General features: G+C 62.3%; 22 protein-coding genes. 3 read left to right on the top strand and 19 right to left on the bottom strand.

Features of this window, described 5'->3' with window-relative positions; all coding sequences use genetic code 11:
* Nucleotides 1–267: 267 nt before the first annotated feature.
* Complete coding sequence (locus tag DSC91_RS03495; protein WP_115776844.1) at nucleotides 268–1431, top strand: porin; 1164 nt, start codon at nucleotides 268–270, stop codon at nucleotides 1429–1431.
* A 140-nt stretch (nucleotides 1432–1571) separates the two neighbouring features.
* On the opposite strand, the gene DSC91_RS03490 is transcribed toward DSC91_RS03495, so the two are convergent.
* The 13 genes from DSC91_RS03490 to DSC91_RS03430 form a co-directional block, all read right to left on the bottom strand.
* Nucleotides 1572–2156, bottom strand: coding sequence for a type II secretion system protein (locus DSC91_RS03490; RefSeq protein ID WP_115776843.1), 585 nt, complete (start codon nucleotides 2154–2156; stop codon nucleotides 1572–1574).
* A gap of 35 nt (nucleotides 2157–2191) precedes the next feature.
* Nucleotides 2192–2581: a type IV pilin protein gene (locus DSC91_RS03485; RefSeq protein ID WP_115779672.1), complete on the bottom strand. Its 390-nt coding sequence runs from the start codon at nucleotides 2579–2581 to the stop codon at nucleotides 2192–2194.
* An 8-nt stretch (nucleotides 2582–2589) separates the two neighbouring features.
* The gene (locus DSC91_RS03480; protein ID WP_115776842.1) at nucleotides 2590–3129 is read right to left on the bottom strand and encodes a type II secretion system protein; all 540 of its coding nucleotides are present in this window, start codon (nucleotides 3127–3129) and stop codon (nucleotides 2590–2592) included.
* A 9-nt stretch (nucleotides 3130–3138) separates the two neighbouring features.
* The gene (locus DSC91_RS03475; RefSeq protein WP_115776841.1) at nucleotides 3139–5403 is read right to left on the bottom strand and encodes a secretin N-terminal domain-containing protein; all 2265 of its coding nucleotides are present in this window, start codon (nucleotides 5401–5403) and stop codon (nucleotides 3139–3141) included.
* A complete protein-coding gene (locus DSC91_RS03470; protein ID WP_162831325.1) occupies nucleotides 5404–6210 on the bottom strand; it encodes a hypothetical protein in 807 nt (268 codons plus the stop codon).
* Nucleotides 6207–6782: a hypothetical protein gene (locus DSC91_RS03465; protein ID WP_115776840.1), complete on the bottom strand. Its 576-nt coding sequence runs from the start codon at nucleotides 6780–6782 to the stop codon at nucleotides 6207–6209. Before DSC91_RS03465 ends, DSC91_RS03470 begins: the two co-directional genes overlap by 4 nt.
* Entirely contained in the window at nucleotides 6779–7309 is a 531-nt protein-coding gene (locus tag DSC91_RS03460) for a hypothetical protein (RefSeq protein WP_115776839.1), read from the bottom strand. Before DSC91_RS03460 ends, DSC91_RS03465 begins: the two co-directional genes overlap by 4 nt.
* Entirely contained in the window at nucleotides 7306–8193 is an 888-nt protein-coding gene (locus DSC91_RS03455) for a hypothetical protein (protein WP_167470486.1), read from the bottom strand. The genes DSC91_RS03460 and DSC91_RS03455 overlap by 4 nt, the downstream gene beginning before the upstream one ends.
* Nucleotides 8174–10012 (bottom strand): GspE/PulE family protein, encoded by a 1839-nt coding sequence (locus DSC91_RS03450; RefSeq protein WP_373291909.1) that lies wholly within the window; start codon nucleotides 10010–10012, stop codon nucleotides 8174–8176. Before DSC91_RS03450 ends, DSC91_RS03455 begins: the two co-directional genes overlap by 20 nt.
* Before the next feature lie 19 nt (nucleotides 10013–10031).
* On the bottom strand, nucleotides 10032–11234 hold the full coding sequence (locus DSC91_RS03445; protein ID WP_115776837.1) for a type II secretion system F family protein: 1203 nt from the start codon (nucleotides 11232–11234) through the stop codon (nucleotides 10032–10034).
* Between the two features lie 74 nt (nucleotides 11235–11308).
* The gene (gspG, locus tag DSC91_RS03440; RefSeq protein WP_115776836.1) at nucleotides 11309–11758 is read right to left on the bottom strand and encodes a type II secretion system major pseudopilin GspG; all 450 of its coding nucleotides are present in this window, start codon (nucleotides 11756–11758) and stop codon (nucleotides 11309–11311) included.
* 166 nt (nucleotides 11759–11924) lie between these two features.
* Complete coding sequence (locus tag DSC91_RS03435; protein WP_115776835.1) at nucleotides 11925–12614, bottom strand: response regulator; 690 nt, start codon at nucleotides 12612–12614, stop codon at nucleotides 11925–11927.
* Between the two features lie 29 nt (nucleotides 12615–12643).
* On the bottom strand, nucleotides 12644–13276 hold the full coding sequence (locus DSC91_RS03430; RefSeq protein ID WP_115776834.1) for an SCO family protein: 633 nt from the start codon (nucleotides 13274–13276) through the stop codon (nucleotides 12644–12646).
* Nucleotides 13277–13692: 416 nt separating this feature from the next.
* On the opposite strand from DSC91_RS03430, the gene DSC91_RS03425 reads away from it, so the two are divergent.
* The gene (locus DSC91_RS03425) at nucleotides 13693–14826 is read left to right on the top strand and encodes a sensor histidine kinase (protein WP_115776833.1); all 1134 of its coding nucleotides are present in this window, start codon (nucleotides 13693–13695) and stop codon (nucleotides 14824–14826) included.
* Between the two features lie 18 nt (nucleotides 14827–14844).
* Here DSC91_RS03425 and DSC91_RS03420 read toward each other — a convergent pair whose 3' ends face one another.
* A complete protein-coding gene (locus DSC91_RS03420; RefSeq protein WP_115776832.1) occupies nucleotides 14845–15627 on the bottom strand; it encodes a response regulator in 783 nt (260 codons plus the stop codon).
* Between the two features lie 557 nt (nucleotides 15628–16184).
* On the opposite strand from DSC91_RS03420, the gene DSC91_RS03415 reads away from it, so the two are divergent.
* A complete protein-coding gene (locus DSC91_RS03415; protein WP_229758279.1) occupies nucleotides 16185–16817 on the top strand; it encodes a lytic transglycosylase domain-containing protein in 633 nt (210 codons plus the stop codon).
* Between the two features lie 101 nt (nucleotides 16818–16918).
* On the opposite strand, the gene DSC91_RS03410 is transcribed toward DSC91_RS03415, so the two are convergent.
* The 5 genes from DSC91_RS03410 to DSC91_RS03390 all read right to left on the bottom strand — a co-directional run bounded on the left by DSC91_RS03410 (nucleotide 16919) and on the right by DSC91_RS03390 (nucleotide 23408).
* Nucleotides 16919–17428: a DUF1269 domain-containing protein gene (locus DSC91_RS03410; RefSeq protein ID WP_115776830.1), complete on the bottom strand. Its 510-nt coding sequence runs from the start codon at nucleotides 17426–17428 to the stop codon at nucleotides 16919–16921.
* A 182-nt stretch (nucleotides 17429–17610) separates the two neighbouring features.
* Nucleotides 17611–18762 carry a c-type cytochrome biogenesis protein CcsB gene (ccsB, locus tag DSC91_RS03405; protein ID WP_115779669.1) on the bottom strand — a complete coding sequence of 384 codons (1152 nt, stop codon included), beginning with the start codon at nucleotides 18760–18762 and terminating at the stop codon, nucleotides 17611–17613.
* A gap of 508 nt (nucleotides 18763–19270) precedes the next feature.
* Nucleotides 19271–19948: a c-type cytochrome gene (locus tag DSC91_RS03400; RefSeq protein WP_115776829.1), complete on the bottom strand. Its 678-nt coding sequence runs from the start codon at nucleotides 19946–19948 to the stop codon at nucleotides 19271–19273.
* Between the two features lie 74 nt (nucleotides 19949–20022).
* Nucleotides 20023–21264 carry a cytochrome C gene (locus DSC91_RS03395; RefSeq protein WP_229758271.1) on the bottom strand — a complete coding sequence of 414 codons (1242 nt, stop codon included), beginning with the start codon at nucleotides 21262–21264 and terminating at the stop codon, nucleotides 20023–20025.
* Between the two features lie 449 nt (nucleotides 21265–21713).
* On the bottom strand, nucleotides 21714–23408 hold the full coding sequence (locus tag DSC91_RS03390) for a c-type cytochrome (protein ID WP_115776827.1): 1695 nt from the start codon (nucleotides 23406–23408) through the stop codon (nucleotides 21714–21716).

The raw sequence follows: 23408 nt of genomic DNA, 5'->3' as shown, positions 1-23408 counted from the left end.
GCGGATCGTCGCATGCAGCCGATGCACCCGAAAACCAATCGTTTTTCACACGCTTATATGCACGATCTGGAGAAAGCTTATGAGCGGCGTGCCTTGCGCGATTTCAACGCGCAACGCTATGTCAGTGTCGCGCCGGAGCGACAGATTCCAAAAATAAGCAAAGCTGTCACAAGCCTTACTCTGCGTTCCCTTAAATTTCGGGCCATCGCACGACCTTACCAAAGAGTAAGGCGTGACGATCGCTTAATTTTTAATCGGAGAAGTGCCTTGAACAAGAAAGTATTGACCGCCGCTACGCTCGCCGTCTTCGCCACTGCCGCCCACGCGCAAAGCAGCGTCACGCTGTATGGCCTGATCGATGCCGGTATCAGCTACGTGAACAACTCGAAGACCGCCACCGGTCACGACAACCTCTTCAAGTACGACGACGGCGTTGCTCAAGGCAGCCGTTGGGGTCTGCGCGGCACCGAAGATCTCGGTGGCGGCCTGAAGGCGCTGTTCGTGCTGGAAAGCGGCTTCAACAGCGGCAACGGCACGCTCGGCCAGGGCGGCGCACTGTTCGGCCGTCAAGCGTATGTCGGTGTGTCGCAGAACAATGTCGGTTCGCTGACGTTCGGTCGCCAGTATTCGTTTTCGACGGATTACCTCGGCGGCAACTACTCGACCGGCGGCCAAACCGTCGCGGGTAACTACGCTTACCACATCAACGACGTCGACCAGTTGACGTCGAGCCGTATCAACAACGCAGTCAAGTTCAGCAGCGCGAATTTCGCGGGCCTGACCTTCGGCGCGATGTACGGCTTCTCGAACCAGGCTGGCGCATTCGCCGGCGCACCGGCAACCGGCACGGCCGCGGCACCGGTCGCAGGTTCGTCGCGTGCCTACAGCTTCGGCGTGAACTACGCGAACGGCCCGTTCGGCGTCGGCGCAGCGTACACGGACATCCGTTTCCCGAGCCAGGCAACCCCGGCATTCTCGACGGCTATCGCCAACGTGACGACCGGCACCGTGCGCGATCTGCGCACGTTCGGCGTCGGCGGCCGTTACTCGATCGGCGCGGCTACGCTGTGGGCGTTGTACACGAACACGCGCTTCCAGCCGATCTCGGGCAGCTCGACCACGTTTGCGGCATACGAAGCGGGCGCGAAGTACGCGTTCACGCCGGCACTGACGGCCGGCGCAGGCTACACGTACATGCACCTGAGCGATGCCAGCACGGGCCACTGGAACCAGGCGGACCTGAGCATCGACTACGCACTGAGCAAGCGTACGGACGTGTATGCACTGGGTATCTACCAGATCGCTGCAGGCCAGGTCGGCAAGACGAATCTGCAGGCGCAGATCGGTTCGAGCACGAGCTACTTCAGCACGTCGGGCACGGGTTCGGACAACCAGCTGGCCTTCCGTGTCGGTATCCGTCACAAGTTCTAAGCGAGTCTGGTCTTGCCTTGTCGGCGAGGCGCGCGAGCGCCTTGCTGTGCCGAGGTGATGGAAAACGCCCTGCGGGGCGTTTTTCTTTTGGGGCGGCGGTTTCTCAGGCGTCTGCTGCTTCGCTTCGAGCGTCTGAACTGCTATCGCATCCGTCTCGACGGAAGAAGTCCCGCGCCATTTTGTGGATTGATGGTCAGCACCGGACGACCGGGCGATGTAGTAACGGCGCTAGTCGGCGTGCTGCGCAGCCCCGGAGCAAGATAGATGAACTTCCACCCGCCGTAAGTCTGCTCGGTTTCGAAGTCCGCATATCGCCGCGGGAACTCCGCGTGCTTGATGGTCTGCGCCTCCGAGCTGCTATACACGCCATAAAAGCGATCGCCCTGCCGCAAGAAAAGCCAATCTGTCTTGCCGGTGACCGGATCCGGGTATGCCTGACGCAGATGATGCATCGGAACCGGAAAGCGCGCGTCGTCCAGAAGATCGTCGACCGACGCCGGGTAGACGCGGCCAACGCGGTAATACCGCACGATCGCCTGGCGGTACTGATCGCCGGCGAACAATAGTTGCTTCTCCTGCTCGCGCCGCCGTTCCAGCGACCAGACGTCGAGTGCGCCCGCCAACGCGATCGACATCAGCATCAGCGCAATCAATAGCGCCAGCATCACGAGCCCGCGCTGGCGCGCGGCGCACGGCGAGGCTCGATGCCGCGCAGTCCGCTTCATGCACGCGACGCCTCGCGCCGGGAAAGCGCCGCGACTCACTTGGCCGCCCCCGCTGGATCGGCAGGCGTGCCTTGCGCACCGCTCGCCGGCACGACGTCGTACACACCCGTCTTGGTTTCGTCGGGCGAGGCGACCACCGCCCACTTGTCGTCGCCGTTGACCGGATCGACCGGAACCGCGCGCAGATAATGCTTCGCCACCAGTTCATCGAGCGTGTCCGGATACTGGCCGTTGTCGCCGTAGTATTTGTCGATCGCATCGCGCATCACCGCGACGTTCTGCTGCCGGACCTGCTCCTTGCCGCGTTCGATGCTGTGCATATAGCGCGGCAGCGCGATGGTCAGAAGCAGGCCGATGATCGCCATCACGACAACCAGTTCGATCAGCGTAAAACCGCGGGACTTGCGCGTACGAGCGGGTTTCATGATGCACGTCACCATTGTTTGTACGGAACGCCATTGATGCCGGCGCGATCGGATTTCGACGACACGTCGAACACATCCTTGCCGGCCTGATCGTTTCCTGACGGCGCGTCGGCCCCCGCCTGATCCGGCGGCACCCCATAGGACCGCACGTTCCAGGTGTCTTCCGCGGGTGTATCCGGCTCGCCTGCAAAGAACGGATCGCGCGGCACGTGGCGAAGGAACATCAACAGACTGCCTTTCGGATCCTTCGCGTTGGGCACGCCTGTCACGAGCACGGTCAGCGAAGGCGGATAGCCGGACGCCTCTGCCTCCTTGTCGATCAAACCCGCGTCGCTCGAATCCTTGTAGGCGTCGAGCGCCGTGCGAATCTCGCGCAACGCGGCGCTCAACTGCTGCTCCTTCTCGCGCTGCACGATCAGTTCCGAGAACGGCATGATCGCGAGCGCCAGGATGGACACGAGCGCGAGCGTGATCACCAGCTCGATCAACGTGAATCCACGTTGATCGAGCTGGTTTGCGCCACGCGAGCGGACCGTGTTCGTCGGCATGGCCACGGCTCAATACCCGTTCTGAATCGAGCGAAGCGGGTTCTCGTTCCCCATGTCGCCCGGTGGCATCTGCAGGATCGACGGAGCGGGCGCAGGCGCCGGTGCGGGCGCCGGCTGGGCAGGCGCCGGCGGCTGGGCGGCTGCCTGCGCCGCGTTTGCTGCGCCGCCCTGCTCGGCCTCGCCTCCCGCCTGCTCCGCTGCCGGCGGCGCATTGGGCACCGGCACCGGCGCAGGTGCGGCCGACGGCGCCGGCGTGAAGCGTCCGCCGTACGGCGCGGGCGGCGGCGTCGTGCGCGGCGGCGGCGGCAGTTGCCCAAACGATCCGGTCGCGGGCACCGTCGTCGAACTGCCCGCCGCCGCGCCCGCCTGAGCGGGCTTGCCGCCAACCGTGCCACCGCCTACGTTGCCGGGCAGCGCCTTCACGGGCGCCGCTCCGGGCACCGCCGCGGCGGCCATGACGGGGTCGAGCCGAAGCTGGTCGGCGTGCACGTTGACGTCGGTGCCGGACCAGACCTCCTGCGTGTCCACATCCGCCGCGAGTTGCGGCCGCACGATGTGCGGCGTGATCTGCAACACGATCTCCGTCTTCACATGGTCGCCGTTGTGATCCGAGAACAGGCGCCCGAGCACGGGCAACTGCCCGAGGCCCGGCACCTTGTCGGCCGACTTGCGGTCCTGATCGGAGATCAGCCCGCCCATGATCTGGCTTTCGCCGTCTCTGAGGCGCAGGCTTGTCGATGCGCTACGTGTTCCTATCTGATAAGCAAGCGAACTCAGACCTGTCTGCGAGTTGCCGCTCTGAATCGTATTGGTGATATTGCTGACTTCGAGATTCAGTTTGATGCCGACATCGCCGTCCCGATAGACCTGCGGCTCCACCTCGAGCTTGATGCCGACATCGATGTACTGAATCATTTGCGTGTATGACGGACCGCTCGTGCTCGGCGTGCTGGAACTCGAAATCACCGGCAGCTTGTCGCCGATCAATATCCTGGCCTTCTCCTTGTTGCGCGTCCGGATACGTGGACTCGCCAGCAAATTCGCGTCGGTATCGGTGAGTTTGAAGTTCGCCGTCGCGGACAGACCGCTGACATTCAGCGCATTGAGGGGAAGATGGTGCAACGCGCCCCACGTGTCCACCGTCGACGGCGTCGACATCGTGAACGAGTTCGGCCATTCGATGCCGAGATTGGACAGGCGTTCGTGCGACACCTCCAGCACCTCGACTTCCAGCATCACCTCCGGTTCCGGCAAATCCTGCGCGGCGATCATCTCTTCGGCAACCTTGATGGTGTCCGGGGTGCCGCGGATCGTGACGGTATTCGCGCGCTCGTCGATCACGACTTCCTTGATCTTCAGCAGGCTCTTCAGCAGCGACTGGACCTGTTTGGCTTCGACGTTCGACAACTGGAACGTGCGTACCTTCAATTCCTGATATTCGAGCTGCTTGGCCGGCGTCGCCGGGTAGATGAAAAGCGTATTCGCATTGAGTTGCTTCTTGTCGAGCTGATTCTGCATCAGGATCATATCGACCGTGTCCTGCAGCGAAGCGTTCGTCACGAAGATTGTCGTCTTCAGGTCCGCTCGAACGTCGCGGTCGAAGATGACGTTCAGTCCCGAGGTGCGCGACAACGCTTCGAAGACCATACGCACGTTGGCGTCGCGAAATTGCAGCGTGATCGGCGTGCGCATGATCGACGAAGCGGCAAGCTGCTCCTCCTTGTCCGCGCGTTGCAGCCGGATCTTGTCGTTGATTTCCTTTTCCATCTGCAATGCCAATGGATTGGTCGGATTCGCCAACAGTACCCGGTGCACACGATCGGCCGCGGGTCCGAACGAGCCGCGCTTCATCATGCGGTCCGCTTCCTGCAGGGTCGCGAGATCCCGGCGGTCCTGGTCGATCAGCGCGCCGATCTTGCGGCCGCGCTCGCTGGTCGGATCGATCTGGCTTGCCGCATAGAGCTTCTGGATCGCGGCGTCGAACTGGTAGCTCAAACGAAACTGGTCGGCCTGATCGAGCAGCGCGTTGACCTGATCATTGCGGTCGTGCAGATAGTTGATTTTCACCTCGGCGTCGGTCGGATCGTCCTGCCGATTCGGAACGTGCATGCACCCGCTGACAGCAAGCATGGAGATGGCGATCGCAAGCACACGCTTTCTCGCGCCTCCTCCAGTGGGCGTGCGCTGGGCACGGAACGGGACAGGTGGCGAGAGATGGTTCGATGGGCCGCTGTCCCCAATGCGGCTCGCACCCCGTGTGCGTGAGGTTTTCATCTACTTTGCCTCTCTTGGAATGGATATGGCCTGCGTCTGGTTGAGCGGCAGATAGGTCAGCACCACGTCGGATTCGGAAACCGACTCGACTCGGTACTGGTTATCGACGACTTCACCCGGTGAAACGATCAGCAAGCGGTCGCCGTTGCTGAGAAATACCTGCGGCTTCGCGGCTTTCGCATCGAGCTCGCCCAGGTAAGTAAAGGGCACGGGCGGCGCAGTCGGCGCCGGTGCGCGCACCTCGGGTACGACCGGCACCTCGACAGGAGGCGGCGGCGGAAGCCAGGAAGAAGCGGCGAACGGATTGTTGGCCGAGTCGACCGACAGAGGCGCGCGCAGGGCGATCAGTTTTGCACGTGGCGTTGCTGTTATCGCCGGGTTCGCGTTGGTGGCACTGCTGGCACTGCTGGCACTGCTGGCGTTGGCGACACTGCTGGCGCTGGCGGCGCTGGCGGCGTTGGCGCGGCGCGCGGAAACCGGAGCAGCAGCCGTTTCCCGCGAGGTTACGGGTACGGCAGATGCGGACGACTGGTGATGAACGGAAGCAGGCCCCGCCCGCATGTCGTCATGTCCCTGCTCGTGGATCGAGGCAAGCACCACCGGCGTCTGGGTCGCCACCACCTGCGCGCGATACCCGAGCCCTATGACTGCGATCCCGAAGCATGTCAGCAACACGCGTTTGACCAGCGCGGGCTTCACGGCTGCACCGTCCGGCAGATGAGCTCGAAGGCGTTTGACCAGCGCGAGGTTCATGGCTGCGCTGTCCGATAGATGAGCTCGAACGCGATTGACCAGAGCGGGTTTCATGGCTGCGCCGTCCGATAGATAAGCTCGAAGCGGACCCGCGCATCGAGAATGTTGCCGTCGACCGCAGGACGCTCGACGTGGATCGCCTGGAGTGCCGCATTAGGCACATTGTTCAGGACTGCCGCGAGAAAACGCCGGATCGCACTGTACTGATCCTTGACAGGCAGCAAAACCTGATACCGCGTAAAGGGCGCGCCGGCCTCCGTCGTCACCTGGTATTCGGCGGAGCCGAGCGTCAGATTGCTGTCGCGAGCCTGCGCGAGTATCGCCGCGATATCGTCCGCGCTTTGCGTGAAACCCGGAAACAGTCCCGGCAAGGTGTCGAGTGGCACCGCATCCGCCGCGACGCCGCGCTCGCCGGCAGGGCGATGCGCGTTCGCCGTCCGCGCGACTCGCGCCGGGTCCTGCATCTCACGTAATTCGCGCGTTCCGGAATCCACACTGGGCGTCGAGGCGCACACGATGGCGGCTGCGCCGATCATCAGCGCGCCGAGCAGTCCCGGCAAGCCGAACGAGCGCTGCATCTCGAAGCGCAGCGTCAACAGCAGGTCCTGTAACTGGTCCGCTTTCATGACTTCCTCCAGACGGCAGTGATCTGGAAACGCACCGGTTTGCCCGGCACGTTCGGCTCGATCAGGTGATCGTTGAGCACGGCTTCCCGCAGCAGCACGCTGGTCTGCAGATACTTCAGGTACGCAATCATCGCGTCGAAATTCTTCGCCTCGGCCGTGATACGGATCTGGCTTTGCCCGGGGTTCTGATCGATGCCGATCAGCGCGACATCGTGATCCGGATAGTCTTCGACGATCGAGAAGAGGTCCTGCCACGGCACGGTCAGCTCCCGCAGAACCGATTGGCTCTGCTTTTCCGCGAGCCTGGCGGCCGGCGTCAGCGGCGCCTTCACCACATGCCGGCTTGCCATTGTTTGCTGCCGGACGGCCTCCAGTTGCGCCTGCGCGCGATCGTTTTCCGCGTACGCATGCCAGAGCCGTGCACCGCTTGCGAGCAACAACACGGCAGCGGCGCACAACAGGATCACGCCGCCCATCGCGGCGGGGGCGCGGCGGCGGCTGAAGTCGAGGTTAAGGTGCGGAGTCATTGCGCACACTCCATCAGCCGATGCGCGGGCGAGCTGTCCACCGGCAGCGCCTGCCGGATCACCGTGGCGAAACGCGCTTCGAACGGCGCCAGTTCGGTCTCGACGCCGAACAGATAGATCTTGCAGTCGCCCTGCCGCAAGTTCATTCGGGTCGCCGAGCGTTCGAACAACTGCTCGGCCAGATCGGCCAGCCGGGATGCGTCGCCCGCATCACCGGGAAACAGGCGCTGTGCATCGTAGGCGACCCAGCGATTCTGTTCGGTCATGACGGCCTGCATCAACTCGTCCGCGACGAACACAAGCAGTGCCTCGCCGCCTTCGGCAGCGTCGCCGATGCGATTGAGCATCTCCGGAAGGCATAGCCTCAAGCGGCTAATCTCGACATGTTCGGACGCGCTCACGTCATGGATACCGTCATGAAGCGCGCGCGACATCGCGCTGGCAAACAAAGCCCGGCCGCCGCGCTGCACGCTGAACCGCACCACCAGCGACGCGCCGTCGATCCCGTAGGTATCGGTGAAATGCGCCAACACGATCTCTTCGAGTTCGCGCGCGCGCAGCGTGCGGAAATCGCCACGCAAGATCGCGTGATTGCCCCAGAAATCGTCCAGCACCATATATGCGCTGCGTTTCTGCACGACCTCCTGCGGCACTGGCGCGGCGTCGGCACCGGACGTGGCGATGAGCGTGTCGGCAAGCGCTGCGCGCAGCGCATCGAGTGCGCCCGATTCCGTACAGCACTGCGCCTCGGGAATCGCAACGCTCGCAGGCTCGGCGGCAACTGCCGGTTTGCGCAGCCGCAACAGCCGCGGGGCGCGCGCACCGACCACGATCTCACGCGTGCCGACACCGATTGCAACCGGACTATTCAACCATCGTGACACGGTTAATCTCCTCGAGAGTCGTTTCACCGCGCTTCACCAGTTCGACCGCGGCGGTGCGCAGCGACTGCATGCCGTAGCGCATCGCTGCCGCCTTGATAGCCCCGAGCGGCGCGCGCTCGGACAGCAGTTGCCGCAACTCGTCGTTCATGCGCAAAGCTTCCGCGATTGCGCGGCGTCCGCGATACCCGCTGCCGCGGCACGCCGCGCAGCCGGTGCCGCGATGAAACAGGTAGCTGCCCGCCGTATCCGGATCGATGCCCGAACGGACCAGCGTGTCCGCGTCCACCGACTCGCCGGTCGTGCAATCCGGACAGCATTGCCGCAAGAGACGCTGGGCGACGACGCCGTTGAGCGCGGACACGAAGCTGTACGGATCGACCTCCATGTTCGTGAAGCGGCCGATCACGTCGAACACGTTGTTCGCGTGCACGGTAGTGAACACCTGGTGACCGGTCAGCGCCGCCTGAACGGCGATTTGCGCGGTTTCCGGATCGCGGATTTCGCCGACCATGATCTTGTCCGGGTCATGCCGCAAGATCGACCGCAGTCCGCGCGCGAAGGTCAGCCCTTTCGCTTCGTTGACCGGAATCTGCAGGATGTCGCCCAGCTGATATTCGACCGGGTCCTCGATCGTCACGATCTTCTCGAGGCCGTTGTTGATCTCGGTGAGAATCGCGTAGAGCGTCGTTGTCTTGCCGCTGCCGGTCGGCCCGGTCACGAGCAGCATCCCGTACGGCATCGACGCTATTGAGCGCATGAAGCGTGTATCGGCGGGCTGAAAACCCAGCGCCTCGAGCGTGAGACCGCCGGCGGCTTGCGAAAGCTGATAGCGATCGAGGATCCGCAGCACCGCGTCCTCGCCGAACTGGTTCGGCATGATCGACACGCGGAAATCGATATCACGTCCCGCGTACTGCGCCTTGAAACGCCCGTCCTGCGGAACGCGGCGCTCGGCGATATCGAGTTCGGAAATCACTTTCACGCGCGACAGGACCTGGTCCGCGACATCGCGGCCTTCGACACGGCCGACCACGGTCAGCACGCCGTCCACGCGGCACTTGATCATCAACCCGCTGGCACGGCACTCGAGGTGGATGTCGCTTGCCATCATCTTCAGCGCGTCATAGATCGTCGAGTTGAGCAGCCTCACCACCGGGCTGTCGTCACTGCTGATGCCCTGCAGCGTCAACGCGAGCGAAGACTGATCCACCGCGCGCTGGATGGGATCGTCGAACGCGAGCGAGTCCATTGCCCGCACGTCCTTTTCGCGCACGGCCAGATACGCGCTGATGTCTCCCGCGCTCGCGAGCGCCCAGCTGTACGGCACGATCGGCCGCGAGCGCATGCGGTGTTCGACCCAGCCGCGCGTGCGCGCATCGAGCGGATCGGCGATGACGAACAGCAGGCCCTTGCTATTGTTTGTGCCGTTTGTGCCGTTTGTGCCGTTTGTGCCGTTTGTGCCGTTTGTGCCGCTTGTATCGCTTGCACCGCTTGCACTGCTTGCACCGCTCGCCTCACGAAAACAGATGCACAAACGGGTCGTCGCCTCGACAAACGAAATGACGTCGAAGTCGGGTTCGTACTGACTCAACTCGCGCATGCTGACCGGTTTCATGCGGAATTGCGCGGCCAGTTGAGTGCGCATTTCGTCCGCGCTCAGTGCCGTCTGCGTCATCAGCTCCTCCAGCGCGCGAATGCCGGACCCATGCCGCTCGCCGAGCGTTCGCAGTGCGTCGCGCAACTCGACACGCGGTTCGACACGCGGTTCGACACGCGGTTCGATATTGAGGCTTGCCGGAGTCGTGCTGACGGTATCCACGAGTTTTCTCCAGGAAGGTCTATTGGATGCTCGACGCGATTTCGAAAATCGGCATGTACATCAGCACGACAATCCCACCGATCACCACACCGATAAAAATCATCATCGCGGGTTCGATCAAACGCGAGATCAGATCGATGGTGCGAGACACTTGCGCCTCCTGAAACGCGGCGATTCTGTCCAGAACAGGCCCAAGACCGCCGGTCTTCTCCGCCACCGTCAGGAGCCGATAGGAAATCGGGTTGGCGAGTCCGCCCTGCTGAAACGCGTCGGAGATCCGGGTGCCGTTGCGCACCTGCTGCAAGGCGCCTGCGAGTGCGACCTGGTCCGCGCGGCCAACCAGGCCACGCGCGAGGTCGAACGCGCGCACGGCGGGAATACCGCCATCGACCAGCATCGCGGTCGTGCGATAAAACTGCGACTGGCGAAAAACGCGGAAATGTTGCCCGATGCCGGGCAGCGCAAGCATGCGATCGGAAATCCAGTTGCGGACCACCTGCCTGCGCAATGCAAAGCCGGCCGCCACCGCCAGCACAGCGAGGCTCACGCTCAATTCCGCTCCATGGGCGTGCACCATGCTGCCCCACGCGATCAGCATGCGCGAGAGCAGCGGGAGCTCACGCCCGCTGTGCTCGAGCAAGGTTGCGAATCTCGGCACGACGAAACCCAGCAGGAACAGCACGACCGCCGCGCCGACCAGTAGCAGAACGGATGGATAGATCGCTGCCGACACCACCCGGCCGCGCAGTTCGTGCAGCATCGCGCTGTTGCGTGAGTAGCGGGTCAGGCTATCCGCGAGGCCGCCGGTTTGCTCGCTGGCTTTCACGCAGGCGACAAGCACCGGCGGAAAGATGTGGCTCTGGTGCTCGAGCGCCGCGGAGAGCGACTGCCCCTCTTCCAGCAGCCGCAACAGTTCGCGGTACGCCTGCGCAGAAGCCTCGCGGCGCTCATTGCCGCCGAGCGTGCGCAATGCGTCGACGACGCCGACGCCTGCATCGAGCAATGCCGCGAGTTCGCGTGCGAACAGTTCGACGTTGAACCTGCCGCCGGGCAGCGCCATCCAGTTCTTCCGGTCGCGCCGCCGGCCCGCATCGGCACGAACCGATACGACGCGAAGGCCGCGAGCCCGAGCAAGCGATGCCGCAGTCGACGAAGAATCGCTATCGATGCGAAGCGTCTGGACCGCACCACTGGTATCGAAGACACGCAGCACGTACTTCACGTCGATTCTCCTTGCAAACAACCCACTATCGATCCGGCGTCGCGACAACCGCGCGCCGCACCCGCGGCACACCGTCACCACGAAGAGACGGTCGTGTTCTCGCCGACGCCGCCGCCCCGTCCATCCTTGCCAAGCGAAAACAGATCGTAGTCGCCGTGTTCACCCGGCGACCGATACTGGTACGGACGATCCCACGGATCGACCGGCACCGCCTTCGCCAGATACGGCCCGCTCCAATGCGCCGCATCCTGCGGCTTGGCCACGAGCGCCTGCAGCCCTTCTTCGGTGGTCGGATAGGAGCCGACATCCAGACGGTATTGATCGAGTGCCTGGCCGAGCGAGACGATCTGCGCGCGCGCGATCTTCGTATTCGACTTGCCGACCTGTTCGAAATATCGAGGGGCAACGAGACCCGCCAGCAAGCCGATGATGACCATCACCACAAGCAGTTCGAGCAGCGTGAAACCGCGGCTGCGGCGCGTGCGCCCTTCAGGACGGATGCGCTGCCACGGACGCCTGGGCATGCCGGGTTTGATAGAGGACAATTCGTTGTGCACGGCTCCCCCTGAATCGACTCACCGCTTCGGCGTTGCCAAAGCCGTTGAATGTATTCTTCTTCAGGTCGATACGGGCAAGAAGTAGGGAGAGCCGTCCAAAGACATGGGTAAAGACCCTCCAGTTGCAGCGCTCTTAAACGGAGGGCTTATGCACGCGTTCTTCGTGCGGCAGCGTGAGCACACCCATGTCGATTGCGATGCGCACAAGACCTGTCACGTTCGTGATGCCCAGCTTGCGCATCAGATTCGCGCGATGTTTTTCTATCGTTTTTGGACTGAGCTTCAGATGCTCGCCGACTTGCCGATTGGTATGCCCCTCGACAACGAGCCGCAGCACCGACCGTTCGCGGCCGGTCAGCGTATCCCAGAGGTGGGTTTGTTGCGGAGTATCCGGAGCGTGGTTCAACGAACCGGCTCGGCGACCGCAAGCGTCGAGACTCGTGTTGCGCTTGCCCTGCATGACAAGCCGCATCTCACCGACCAGGTCTTCGAATGACGCGTCCTTGATCACATATCCGTCGGCACCCGCGGCGAACGACTCTCGCACATGTTCTTCACTGCGGTGAACGGTGAGGACAATGATGCGGATCTGCGGCGCGCGCCGCTTGATCGCGGCGATCGCCTCGAAACCGCTCCCGCCCGGCATGGACAGGTCCATCAGGATCAGATCGGGCATCGTCGCGATCGCAAGCCGGCATGCCTCGAGTCCGTCGCTCGCCTCGCCCACGATGCTGTAGTCGCATAGTTCCGACACCATGCGGCACAGACCGCTGCGCAAGAGATGCTGATCCTCAGCAATCAGCACACGGTGCCGTTTTTCCAATTTCGTCGCTCCTGCTGCGCCGTACCCGGCTAGTTGGACGCAACGGCGTCATGGTAGGCACTCAACAGTTCCGCCGGCGTCGCGAAGCCGTCGATGCGCAGCCATGGCTTGCCGGGCGCTGCCCGCACGAATGCGACCGGCGTGTGATTCATCTTGTCGCCCCGATAGACGTTGAAGGCGCGTTGCGTCGCGATGCTCGCCTCCACGGTGCCGGTGTAGTGCTGCCATTCCGGGCCGGCTTCGAAGCGTGCTCCGTACGCCTTGAGACGTGCCGGTGTGTCCTGCTCGGGATCGATCGAGATCGACACGATGTGCACCTTGTCCCGGTCGCCGCCCAACTCGCCTTGCAACCTCTCGAGCGTCTGGCTGACCATGGGGCAAATGGTGGTGCACGTGGTGTAGATGAAAGTCAGGATCACCGGCCGGCCGTCATTCAATTCATCGATCAACGAAACCGTCTTGCCGTCGTCCCTGACGAGCTTCACCGGCGGCAGCGTGTAGTCGACGGTCGACCGCATCGTCCCCGACATCATGTGATGATGCATATGCGCGTCGGCGCCATCGGCGGCGTCCGCGGCGGATGCGCCCCATGCCGCGGGACCTGCCAGTCCGGCGCCGGCTAGCAGAACCGCGCCGATCAGGACTACGTTGGTCGTTTTCATCGCTGTCTCCAGAAGTGGCAAGCAAGGCTCGGTCGCGCGAGGCGCAGGTCGCGTCGACTGCCCGCCCGCTTCGCGACTACACTGACGGAGCGCTTTGGCACTACGACGAAAACGGGCCCGGGCCCAACCTGCGTTCCCCGGCGATCGATATCATGAGGACTGCGTCGATATCAGCGTGACCCCATGAAAGGCGCGCCACCATGCATATTCAGTCTCATGAATTTGCACGCGAGCGTCATTGGATGAGAGCCCCCAAAGCGCGGTAGGGCATGTCCGCCTGCGGGAATACCCGCCTCGTTCAACCGGGGGTTCCCACATCGTTACTCAGTACTTGCCCGGTTGTGGTGGGCCTTAATCGAGGCTTACAATCAGTCATAGGCTTAAGGTTTCCTTAAGAAAACGCATCGGGAGCTCCAATGGATGCAAACGAGCCCACGGGATTGCAAGTGAAGCTGGCTGACCTGATCGAAGCCATGCGCAAGCTTTGCATTGCGGCCCGGCCCCACGAACCCGGCACCGGCAGCATCACCGATGCGCGCGGCGCGGCGCTTGCCGTTCTCACGCCGGATGGAACATTCCTGTCGGCGAGTCGCACCGCGGCGGCCCTCCTCGGCTACTCGAATGCCGAGCTGGTCGGCAAGCACCTCGTCGACATGGCGCCGGAAAACTTTCACGCGTCGCTCGCGAGCGATTTGTCCGTGAGCGCGCGTCGCGAATTTCATTCCTTTTCTGCGGTAATCAGCGACCGCACCGGCCATCCGACCCGGCTCCTGTTGCATCAGCAGTCGGTCCCCAGCAGCCAGACCGGGCGCAGCGCGTTGTTGACGCTCTTTGAAGAGCCGCTGATTTCCGGGCCCGAACTTGCGGATGTCACACGCTTGCTCGATGCGAGCGCGCGAGACCGTCTGACGTACCTGACAATGGGTCAGCAGAAAGAACGTCAACGCCTTGCAGCGGAACTGCACGACGGCCTCGGTCAGGCATTGACGCTCGTCAAGCTGATGGCCGAGGACGCGCTGATGCGGATACGCCGCGGGCAGGTCGACGACGCAGCCCAGTTGCTGGATGCAACCGTGCTCAGAATTCGCGAGACGATCGGCGATGTAAGGCAGATATGCGGCGAACTGCGCCCACTCATGCTCGACCAGCTCGGCCTGCCCGGCGCGTTGAGTTCGCTATGCCGGCGCATCGAGCGCAGCGCCGAAAACGTCTCCGTTGTGTTCAACTGCGACGTCGGCGACGAGGACGTGCCGGAACATCTGAAGGCCGATATATTCAGGCTTGCTCAGGAAGCGCTGAACAACACCGTCAAGCATGCCGTGGCCACGGAAGTCACGCTCGCGTTCCGGCGTATTGCGGGCGGGCTCCTGATGACGATTCAGGACAACGGCATCGGCTACGAAAACCGTCCACTGTCGACAGAAGACGCCTGTACAACCGGGCTTGGCCTCATTGGCATGCAACACCGGGTGGAATCGCACGGCGGTACGTTTTCAATCCAGTCGCTTGGTACGAACGGAACGCTGGTCTCGGCGGCATGGACTGCCTAATGCAAGGGCCGTTCGCGCTCAGCGCGCCCCACCCAGCCCGTACTTGGGCAAGCCCGCGTCTTCAGGCGAATCCGGCGGGCGGTCCAGGTCGGTCGGCAAGCGGACAGGCGTGTCGTCAACGTTCGGCTCGGAGCACTTCTCGGCCAGAGAAGTGAGCAAGCCCATGCTGATGGCGACCAGGACCAATTCCGTCAGGTTGGCGATATTGAGCTTGTGCATCATGCTGGCGCGATACTTCTCGATCGTCTTCGGGCTGAGATTCAAGTACTGCCCCACTTGCCGGTTGGTGCGCCCTTCGGCAATCAGTTTCAGCACACTGCGCTCCCGTGCCGTCAGAACGTCCCACGCCTTCTTGGGCGCGTGCGCTTCGCGGCCCGTGACGAACGAGTCGACCATATATCCGTACACGTCGGCGCTCAGATGTTTCTTCCCCTGCATGACCATACGCATGGCGACCAGCAGCTCGTCGAACGAGACATCCTTAAGCACATAACCCTCGACGCCGGCGCGCAGCGCCTCGCGCACGTACTCTTCGCTCTGGTGAACCGTCAGCACCACGATTCGCACGTTCGGCGAGCGGCGCTTGATCGCCGCGCTGGCATCGATGCCGTTCATGCCGCGCATCGACAGATCCATCAGCATCAGATCGGGATTCAGCGTCATTGCCATCTGACAGGCTTCTTTGCCGTCCCTCGCCTCGCCAATGACGTTATAGTCCCCTTGCGCCGAAAGCATCGAACGCAGACCGTTTCGTAGCAGATCGTGGTCTTCGGCAATCACGACACGGTAGTTGGTATTCATGTTTTTACCCCGAGCAGCCATGAACCGATCGCGACAACGCGGTGCAGCCGCTAGACGGTGCCCACCGCATGTCTCGTCTTTGTCTTGCAACCAATCCTTTCGAACTCCAAACTTTACCTTTCACCTTGCAGGCAGCCACCCTGCACGAGTCCTCTCCCCGCAAGGTTCGCGCCATGGCTCTGCAAGCGAGCATTGATGAGCATGTGAAATTCATCTGACATTTGGAATGACCGGCGATAGCTGCGTGTATGTTTCAGATTTGAAGCACATTTCTCCGGACTGGAGATTAGTAGCAATACCGATAGAGTAGACATTACGCGCCGAATTCGTCAGCGAGACAGGACTCACCGGTTACGGGTTCGAATCAGAAATATTCCCCCCCGGCGGCTGCGACACGTCATGACGCATCCGATCAACGACGTTTACCGCTCATTACGAATGTAACGATTTTGTACAGCCCTCCGAGGCGTCCGCCTGACGACTCAAAGTGTAGGGAGGTGCCCCATTGCAGACGTGCTTTTCACCACACCACAATTGAGATGCGGGAGAACACGACCATGCGCCATAGCCCTTCATCCGGACCGGGAAACGCGATCCTCATCGCATGCGCGGTGCTTGGCATGGCGTCGGCGGATGGGGTACGCGCAGAGATTTTTGGATCGGTTGCGAGTAACGGCGCAATCGTCCTGACCAACGTACCAGGCAAAGCGGGGTTGGCTGTCATCGTTGCCGGCGATCCGCCTTCCGAACGCGATGCGAAGCGTGCGCAAGCCTCGCCGACTGAGAGCAGCGACGCGTCGCGGTTCGCCGATGTGATCGACGAAGCAAGCCGCACCTTTCGCATTCAGCCCGAACTGTTGCGCGCGGTGATCGACGTCGAGTCCCGATACAACCCGAAGGCGGTTTCAGACAAAGGCGCGTTAGGCCTGATGCAGGTGATGCCGGCGACAGCACGACGCTTTGCCGGTGGAGACATGCTTAATCCGCGAGACAACGTGCTGACCGGAGCCCGCTATCTGCGCTTCCTTCTCGATCTCTTCAAGGACGATGTCGAACTCACCCTGGCCGCGTATAACGCTGGGGAAAATGCCGTGATTCGGGCCGGCTATCGCGTGCCTTCACTGCCGGAAACGCGCCTTTACGTGCCACGGGTTTTGGCTCGCTATCGGCGCATGCTCGCAGCCGGTTGACGTTGCATGCTCCTGCGGCAAGCCGGCGCCCGTATCGATGACATCGGGACGTGACCGGCCGCCGGCTTTTTAGTCGTGCCGTTGCCGAGTGCATGAACAGACTATGGAAATGCGGGAATGGTCGGCTCCGTTCCCCGGATCTCGGCCTCCGCATGATGAAGCTTGATCATCTCTTCGATTTCCTCGACGCGATCCTTGGGGACGTCGATCATCATCAACAGCTCACCCCGCTCGATCGCTTCTTCGAAACGTTTCAGCCGCGTATTCGGTACATCGATACCGATCATCGTCGCCGTCCATGCGCCAAACCCGGCGCCCGCTAGCGTGAGCGCAACGACAACGCCGCCCGCAATGGTCAGACCCGCGGGCGGATAAGCCAGTGCAACCAGGCCCGTCAACATGCCGGTCGCGCAACCCGCCGCCGTACCTCGCGTCAGTGCATGAAGCAGATCGCTGCTCTGCGCAAGCGAGGCCTCCGGCAAATCGTCGAGCCGCACGTTGTGGTTGGCAATCACGTGGATATGCCGCCAGTCGACTCGCCTCAACAGAAGCTCGTCAACGATCATCCGCGCACATTGCGTGCTCGGCAGCAAAAAGTAGATGCGTCTCATGGCGACCTCGCTGACCGTAGATCGGGGTCTATCCGGACCCCTGACACCATTTTGCGCGGATTGGCAGCGGAGAAAAGTAGGAACGCTCGCCGAACGGAATGGGTAGAGACCCGCAGTGCGCGCCTTTTGTCGAACCATGCTCCGCCAGGCCGGTGCTTCCGGCGAAGGGCGCGGGCGTTCTTTTACAGCTTGCCGTAGCTATGCAGCCCCGACAGGAACATGTTGACGCCGAGGAACGCGAAGGTCGTCACCAGCAGGCCGGTCAGCGCCCACCATGCCGCCACCGCGCCGCGCAGGCCCTTCATCAGGCGCATATGCAGCCAGGCCGCATAGTTCAGCCACACGATCAGCGCCCACGTTTCCTTCGGGTCCCAGCTCCAGTAACCGCCCCATGCTTCCGCGGCCCACAGCGCACCGAGAATCGTCGCGATCGTGAAGAACGCGAAGCCGACGGCGATCGACTTGTACATCAGGTCGTCGAGCACGTCGAGCGGCGGCAGGCGGTCCGCCAGCACGCCGCGCTCCTTCGCCAGATACGCGACCGCGACCATTGCCGACAGCGCGAAACTGCCGTAACCGATGAAGTTGGCCGGCACGTGGATCTTCATCCACCAGCTCTGCAGCGCCGGCACGAGCGGCTGGATCTGCTGGGCGTCCCGCGCGACCGAGTACCACATCAGGAACCCCACCGCCGCGCCGATCACCAGCAGCACGAATGCGCCGAGCGCACGCGTGTTGTAGTGCTGCTCGTAGTACAGATAGAACAGCGCGGTGATCAGGCTGAACAGCACGAACACTTCGTACAGGTTCGAGATGGGAATATGACCGACGTCCGCGCCGATCAGGTACGACTCGTACCAGCGCACCATCAGACCGACGAAGCCCATCACCACCGCGGCCCACGTCATTTTCGACCCGATCGCGGCGCCGGTCGGCGAGCGCGACAGCAGGCCGATCCAGTAGAAGACGGTGGCGAAGACGAAGAGCGCGCTCATCCACAGAATCGCGGACTGGCTCGACAGGAAATATTTGAGGAAGAACGCGTTATCCGCACGCGTCAGATCGCCGTGATAGAGCTGGATCGCCAGCAGCGACAGCGCGGCGATGCCGACCATCAGCGGACGCACCGGCTTCCAGCGCCAGCCCAGCACGACGAACACCGGCACTGCGCAGCACAGCACCAGTTTGTCGTAGTAGTTCATGAACGGGTAATAGCGCGACAGCGCGAACCCCGCGCCCGCGACCATCACGACGGCGAACAGCCAGTCGACCACGCCGAGGCGTTTCAGGAAGGGACGCTCGTCGAGCGGAGCCAACGTTTGACCCGCGGTCATCGAGACATCCCACTTGATCACAGGTGCTGGGTCAGGCGTATGGGCACCGAGAGACGATCGGGTCAGGTTCATGGTCCTCTCCATTGCGCGGAGCGTGTCGACAGGATGCCGTCAGCCTGCAATTGACTGACTTCCAGCCTCGCATTGCGCATCGCATCGTTCGACGTCTGCGTCTCAGGACGCGGTCTCTTAGTGCGGGTTCCGCCGCTCACATCCGCCACCGGACGTGATCGGTGGAACCCTTGCTGCCATAAGCGCGCGCTTCCCGATTCGCTCCGTGAGTCTGCACTGCAGATTGAAAAAAAGCGCCCGCCGGGGGGAGACGGAGCGCAAACTGTTCGCGACATCGCCACTGGTGCTCTCAACCGGGGCAATCTCAGCAATGACGCCGACGTTCTTGCAGGAGCCGCTGCCGTGCAACGGCTCATCCGCACAGCACAGAGCAGCTGGGCGGCCTGGTGTCTGAATCGCCACGCCCGCGGGCGCGGTGACGGGTAAGGCAGCGTGCTCATTGATCGGCCGGCGGCGGATTGGCCGCTGCCTCGGTCTCTGGCGGAAACGCTTCCACAAAGGCCGCCACCGCGCGCATGTCCTGGTCCGACATATTGGCGCAGACTGCCTTCATGATCTCACCGCGAGGTCGTTGATCGACGTTGAGCTGGAAAACCAATAGCTGCTTGATGATGTAGTCCGCGTGTTGACCAGCGAGTCGCGGAAACTGATTCATTCCCTCGCCACGCTGGCCATGACACGAAACACATGCCGCCACGCCCTTGTCCGGCAATCCGGACGCATAAATCGCTTTCCCTGCGCCAATGAGCGATTGATCGCCGGGTTCACCCATCACCGGTTGCTGACTGGAAAAATACGCGGCAAGCTCGTCGATTTGCGACTCGCTCAGGTGCGTGAAGCCCCACATGAATCGCTTGGCGTTCGGGTCCGATCGGGTGTGCATCTTGAAGTCCGTCAATTGATCGACAAGATATTCCCGTCGTTGCCCCGCCAGTTTAGGAAAATTGGGCGACACCGAAACGCCGGTCACGCCATGACAATTCGAGCAGACCTGCATGGCAATGGTCTTTCCGGCGACAGCCGGATTATCGACCGCCCTTGACCGGTCCATGTCGTGACAGCCCGACCCTGCCAGCAGCATCCCAAGGGAGATGATTTGCGCCATCTTTTTCATGTCACGAACCTCCTTACCGCTACTTTTTCCGCTGCCTGAATCGACTTCGTTCCGCATGAGGACGGCAGAGAACGTCACCAATACGCGGCCCATAGATAGACGAACAACGTGTCGTTGTCCGATGCGTTACGCCCGGTGCCGTCGTAATTGGAACGGGAGCCAAGGTATTTGGTGAAATGCGTGTATTGCAGGCCGACCCGAATGTTCTGCACCGGAATCCAGAATATCTCGGGTATCCATCCCTGCGTGGCAGGAGAAAAGTTCGCGCTGCTGGCATAAGCCACGCTATCGGTGCTGCCCGTCACATTGAAGTAAGCGAGGCTCACGCCATACTTGGCCTGATAGATGTACGACACTTTCAGCAGCATCGATTTGAGATTTGCCGACTGGCTGTCGCCCAGAACGAAGTTATTCGGATCGCTAATGTTCTCGTGAACGTAGCGCGCCTGTGCGGTAATCGTATGCGGATCGAGCAGGTACTGATACTGCGCATCCACGCCGATATCGCGATAGCGGGTTACGCCCTGCGTGAATATCGGGAAGGCGTTTGGATCGTTGGGATAGACGTCGGCGAGCAATCCGAACGTCCCCAGCATGACGTTGTGCGGACCCCATTCGTGAGTCAGCGCAAGGCGCCAATACGGGTTGTAGCCTTTCAGATAGGTCTGCGGATGAGCCAGGTCTCCGGCCTTGCTTCCATGGCTCAGAAACGACCAGATCCCGTCGGCGGTGCTGTAAGCAGTCAATTCCGCGTATAGCAACTTGTTCCAGTACAGGTAGCCGCCAATGCCGACGACCTGCTGCGCCAATGCCCCTTCGATGAGCGTCGTGAACTGCGGCGACCCAACCGCGCTCGTCGACGAAGAGAGGTAGGGGTAGCTCCAGGCAGGCGCAGTGTTAAAGACATCCTGCACAGTCGGATTGTTGTGCAACGTCACACCCAGTATGAAGTCGCTCGCTTCGCCGATGATCCGTTCCACGTAACGGACATCGGTGTTGTCCGATGCCCACTTACCGATCCATCTGCCGTCGCCATTCTGGTGATCGTAGTTCGTGTAGGTATATTGGGCGAACGCGCCTATCTTGTCGGTGATCTTCCCCGCGAGGAAAATGCTGGCCGCGTCCCATGTCAGATTGCCGTCTTTGGGCGAGATGGGATTCCCGTTAGCGTCGTTGTTGTGCCGGGTCTTGGTTACATCGACTGTTCCCATCACGGCAAGCGGGATGGTGCGTTCGCCGAGCGTATAGCCGTTCAACTTGAACATGCGCCCATATGGCGTGAGCTCGGGAAACTGACCGCCGGCGTGGCATGCCACGCAGCTTTGTCCCGTTTGGCGGGCGAATATAGGCAGAGCGTGTGCGGGAAGAGCCTGGAACAGACAAAGTGCCACGAAGGCTGCCAGCAAGCCATCTCGAAACAGCCCATCAAACACAGGAATACTGATAATAGTCTTTGCCATGGCTATCTCTCCCTGCGCCGTGTGTCACACCCCTACCAACGGCGTAACGGCGGCTAGAATCAATGACTGCATTCCTGTGTTGCGCCCGACGAAAGCAAGCGAAATGAGAGAGCGGCCTTGCGACTACAGCGACCCATCCCGATGATGGCATTTGCACCCTTCGCCACGCTTTCATTGTGCAAACGAGCGGCCATGAACGGCATGGGTCAACGTCCTATTCTTGCGGTAGGGGAGATGCTCGACCGCGCGGGCGACAGCGATTGTGAGTTCCTGCGCGCCAGTGCGCGCCTCGTCTCACGCCATCGTCACGGCACCATCCAGTCCCCATCGGCAACGAGCCTGACTCGATCCGGCTCGGCAAAGCGGACGATATAACCGCCCTTGGACGCGAAACGCTGCCCCGGCGCCAGCGTCAGGCGCGGGTAGTAACCGGTCAGGATGCGGCGTTCAAGCATGTCCTGAATGCGCTCGATCAGGTAATCCCGCTCGAACGCATCGACCATATGGCTAAGCGTCTCCGCCAGCAGGCCGCACGCGAGATAGGTGTCCGCCTGGACCTGCGGCGCGACCATCGGGATTTTGCGGATCGAGAACCAGCCGAACGCATAGTCGACACGGACACGCCGGCCGTCCGGCAAATCGAATGGATACGCGAGGCGCGTGACGCCGCGCCAGCTCGCCGACAACGGCGTGCTATCGAGGCCGCCCAATAGCCCCGACATGAACACGGTGTCCGACGGCGGCGGCAAATGCCCGAGCGCGGCGACGTCTGGCGGACGCAGCCATAGCACCAACACGTCCGCACGCGAAATTCCACGCAAGGCGTGCGCGACGCTGTCGTCTCGCGCCAGAGCGCGGCTCGACACGGCAATGCCATGCCCCTTCAATGCGGCGGCGAGCGCCTCGGCACCCCGCTCGCCGCTGTCGCCCGTGCGATAGACCTGCCAGACTGTTGTCGTCGCTTTCACGGGCTTGCCACCGGCTTCAGCACGAATCCGTCTGGCGAGCAGCTCTGCTTCGAGCAGCACGCCCTTCGAGAAATATACGGAGTAGAAATCCTGGTCGGTTTCGACCGGCACTTCCACGTTGGGAAAGAGACACGGCACGGCCTCCTGTTCGCAGAACTCGTGAACCGGCGCCCAGTTCTTGCCACCGAGTCCCGACAGCACCGCAAACACCGGCTGCTCCGCCAGATAGCGCTTCAACTGTTCATGCCACGTCGACGGCGGGCCGCTCAGCTCCCACACATGCAGCTCCCAACGACGATTGACCATGAACATCATCTTGCGCGACGAGCGCAGCGGCGGCGTCGCGCCGAGCGGAAAGATATTCTTGTCATCGAAGTACTGTTTGAGCACATCGAGCATGCCGCGCCGCTTCACCGGGTCCGCATCCGGCGTGATGATCGTCGCGAAGTGCAGCACCGTGTCCGTGACACCCGTCGCCGTGCGTCGATCGAGGTGCTTCAGATAGCCGATCAGCGCGGCCATGTCGGTATCGTTCAGCGCGTACTGCGGCATCAGATTGCTGAGCGGCTTGCCTTCCGAATCGAGCCCTTCGCGTATGGCTCTCGCGATCGTCGCTTCCGTGTAGGGCTCGCGATTGGTGCGCATGCCGGGAACGTACGGCAGGTCGAACTCTTCGGGACTCTCCACGCGAGGATGCACCAGATACCGGTCGGTGATCGGCGGGATGCTGCTGTTGCCTTCCCTGGAGCCAAGGCCGCTGCGCCGATGGCAATTCATGCAGGCCGCCGCGGCGCCGCGCAGGTTCACGCCACCCTCGTGCGTCGCCTCAAGCGGTTCGCCCGAACCCAGCACGCCTTTCTGGAAGATCGCTTCCCCCGCGTTCGCTGTCGTGGCCGGCGGCGTCGACGGGGCGGAGTTCGCCTTGCCCACCGGCACGATCAACGCGGCGAGCAAGGCACATTGAACGAGCGCGAGCGCTACGAGCGATCGCGCCCGCGCGACAGCCCCTCGGCCGACCCGGGCGCAGTCCAT

The sequence above is a fragment of the Paraburkholderia caffeinilytica genome (assembly GCF_003368325.1).
In the GTDB taxonomy this organism is placed as follows: Bacteria; Pseudomonadota; Gammaproteobacteria; order Burkholderiales; family Burkholderiaceae; genus Paraburkholderia; species Paraburkholderia caffeinilytica.
The sequence above is the reverse complement of the archived record's forward strand: the minus strand, read 5'-3'. Positions and strand labels throughout refer to the sequence as shown.

What these genes read in the sequence shown, in the direction of transcription:
- DSC91_RS03480 (WP_115776842.1), bottom strand. Translation starts at nt 3,129, where the DNA reads ATGCCGACGAACACGGTCCGCTCGCGTGGCGCAAACCAGCTCGATCAA.
- DSC91_RS03460 (WP_115776839.1), bottom strand. Translation starts at nt 7,309, where the DNA reads ATGACTCCGCACCTTAACCTCGACTTCAGCCGCCGCCGCGCCCCCGCC.
- gspG (WP_115776836.1), bottom strand. Translation starts at nt 11,758, where the DNA reads ATGCCCAGGCGTCCGTGGCAGCGCATCCGTCCTGAAGGGCGCACGCGC.
- DSC91_RS03475 (WP_115776841.1), bottom strand. Translation starts at nt 5,403, where the DNA reads ATGAAAACCTCACGCACACGGGGTGCGAGCCGCATTGGGGACAGCGGC.
- DSC91_RS03465 (WP_115776840.1), bottom strand. Translation starts at nt 6,782, where the DNA reads ATGAAAGCGGACCAGTTACAGGACCTGCTGTTGACGCTGCGCTTCGAG.
- ccsB (WP_115779669.1), bottom strand. Translation starts at nt 18,762, where the DNA reads ATGACCGCGGGTCAAACGTTGGCTCCGCTCGACGAGCGTCCCTTCCTG.
- DSC91_RS03490 (WP_115776843.1), bottom strand. Translation starts at nt 2,156, where the DNA reads ATGAAGCGGACTGCGCGGCATCGAGCCTCGCCGTGCGCCGCGCGCCAG.
- DSC91_RS03410 (WP_115776830.1), bottom strand. Translation starts at nt 17,428, where the DNA reads ATGAGACGCATCTACTTTTTGCTGCCGAGCACGCAATGTGCGCGGATG.
- DSC91_RS03425 (WP_115776833.1), top strand. Translation starts at nt 13,693, where the DNA reads ATGGATGCAAACGAGCCCACGGGATTGCAAGTGAAGCTGGCTGACCTG.
- DSC91_RS03400 (WP_115776829.1), bottom strand. Translation starts at nt 19,948, where the DNA reads ATGAAAAAGATGGCGCAAATCATCTCCCTTGGGATGCTGCTGGCAGGG.
- DSC91_RS03470 (WP_162831325.1), bottom strand. Translation starts at nt 6,210, where the DNA reads ATGAAACCCGCTCTGGTCAATCGCGTTCGAGCTCATCTATCGGACAGC.
- DSC91_RS03390 (WP_115776827.1), bottom strand. Translation starts at nt 23,408, where the DNA reads ATGGACTGCGCCCGGGTCGGCCGAGGGGCTGTCGCGCGGGCGCGATCG.
- DSC91_RS03485 (WP_115779672.1), bottom strand. Translation starts at nt 2,581, where the DNA reads ATGAAACCCGCTCGTACGCGCAAGTCCCGCGGTTTTACGCTGATCGAA.
- DSC91_RS03420 (WP_115776832.1), bottom strand. Translation starts at nt 15,627, where the DNA reads ATGAATACCAACTACCGTGTCGTGATTGCCGAAGACCACGATCTGCTA.
- DSC91_RS03415 (WP_229758279.1), top strand. Translation starts at nt 16,185, where the DNA reads ATGCGCCATAGCCCTTCATCCGGACCGGGAAACGCGATCCTCATCGCA.
- DSC91_RS03430 (WP_115776834.1), bottom strand. Translation starts at nt 13,276, where the DNA reads ATGAAAACGACCAACGTAGTCCTGATCGGCGCGGTTCTGCTAGCCGGC.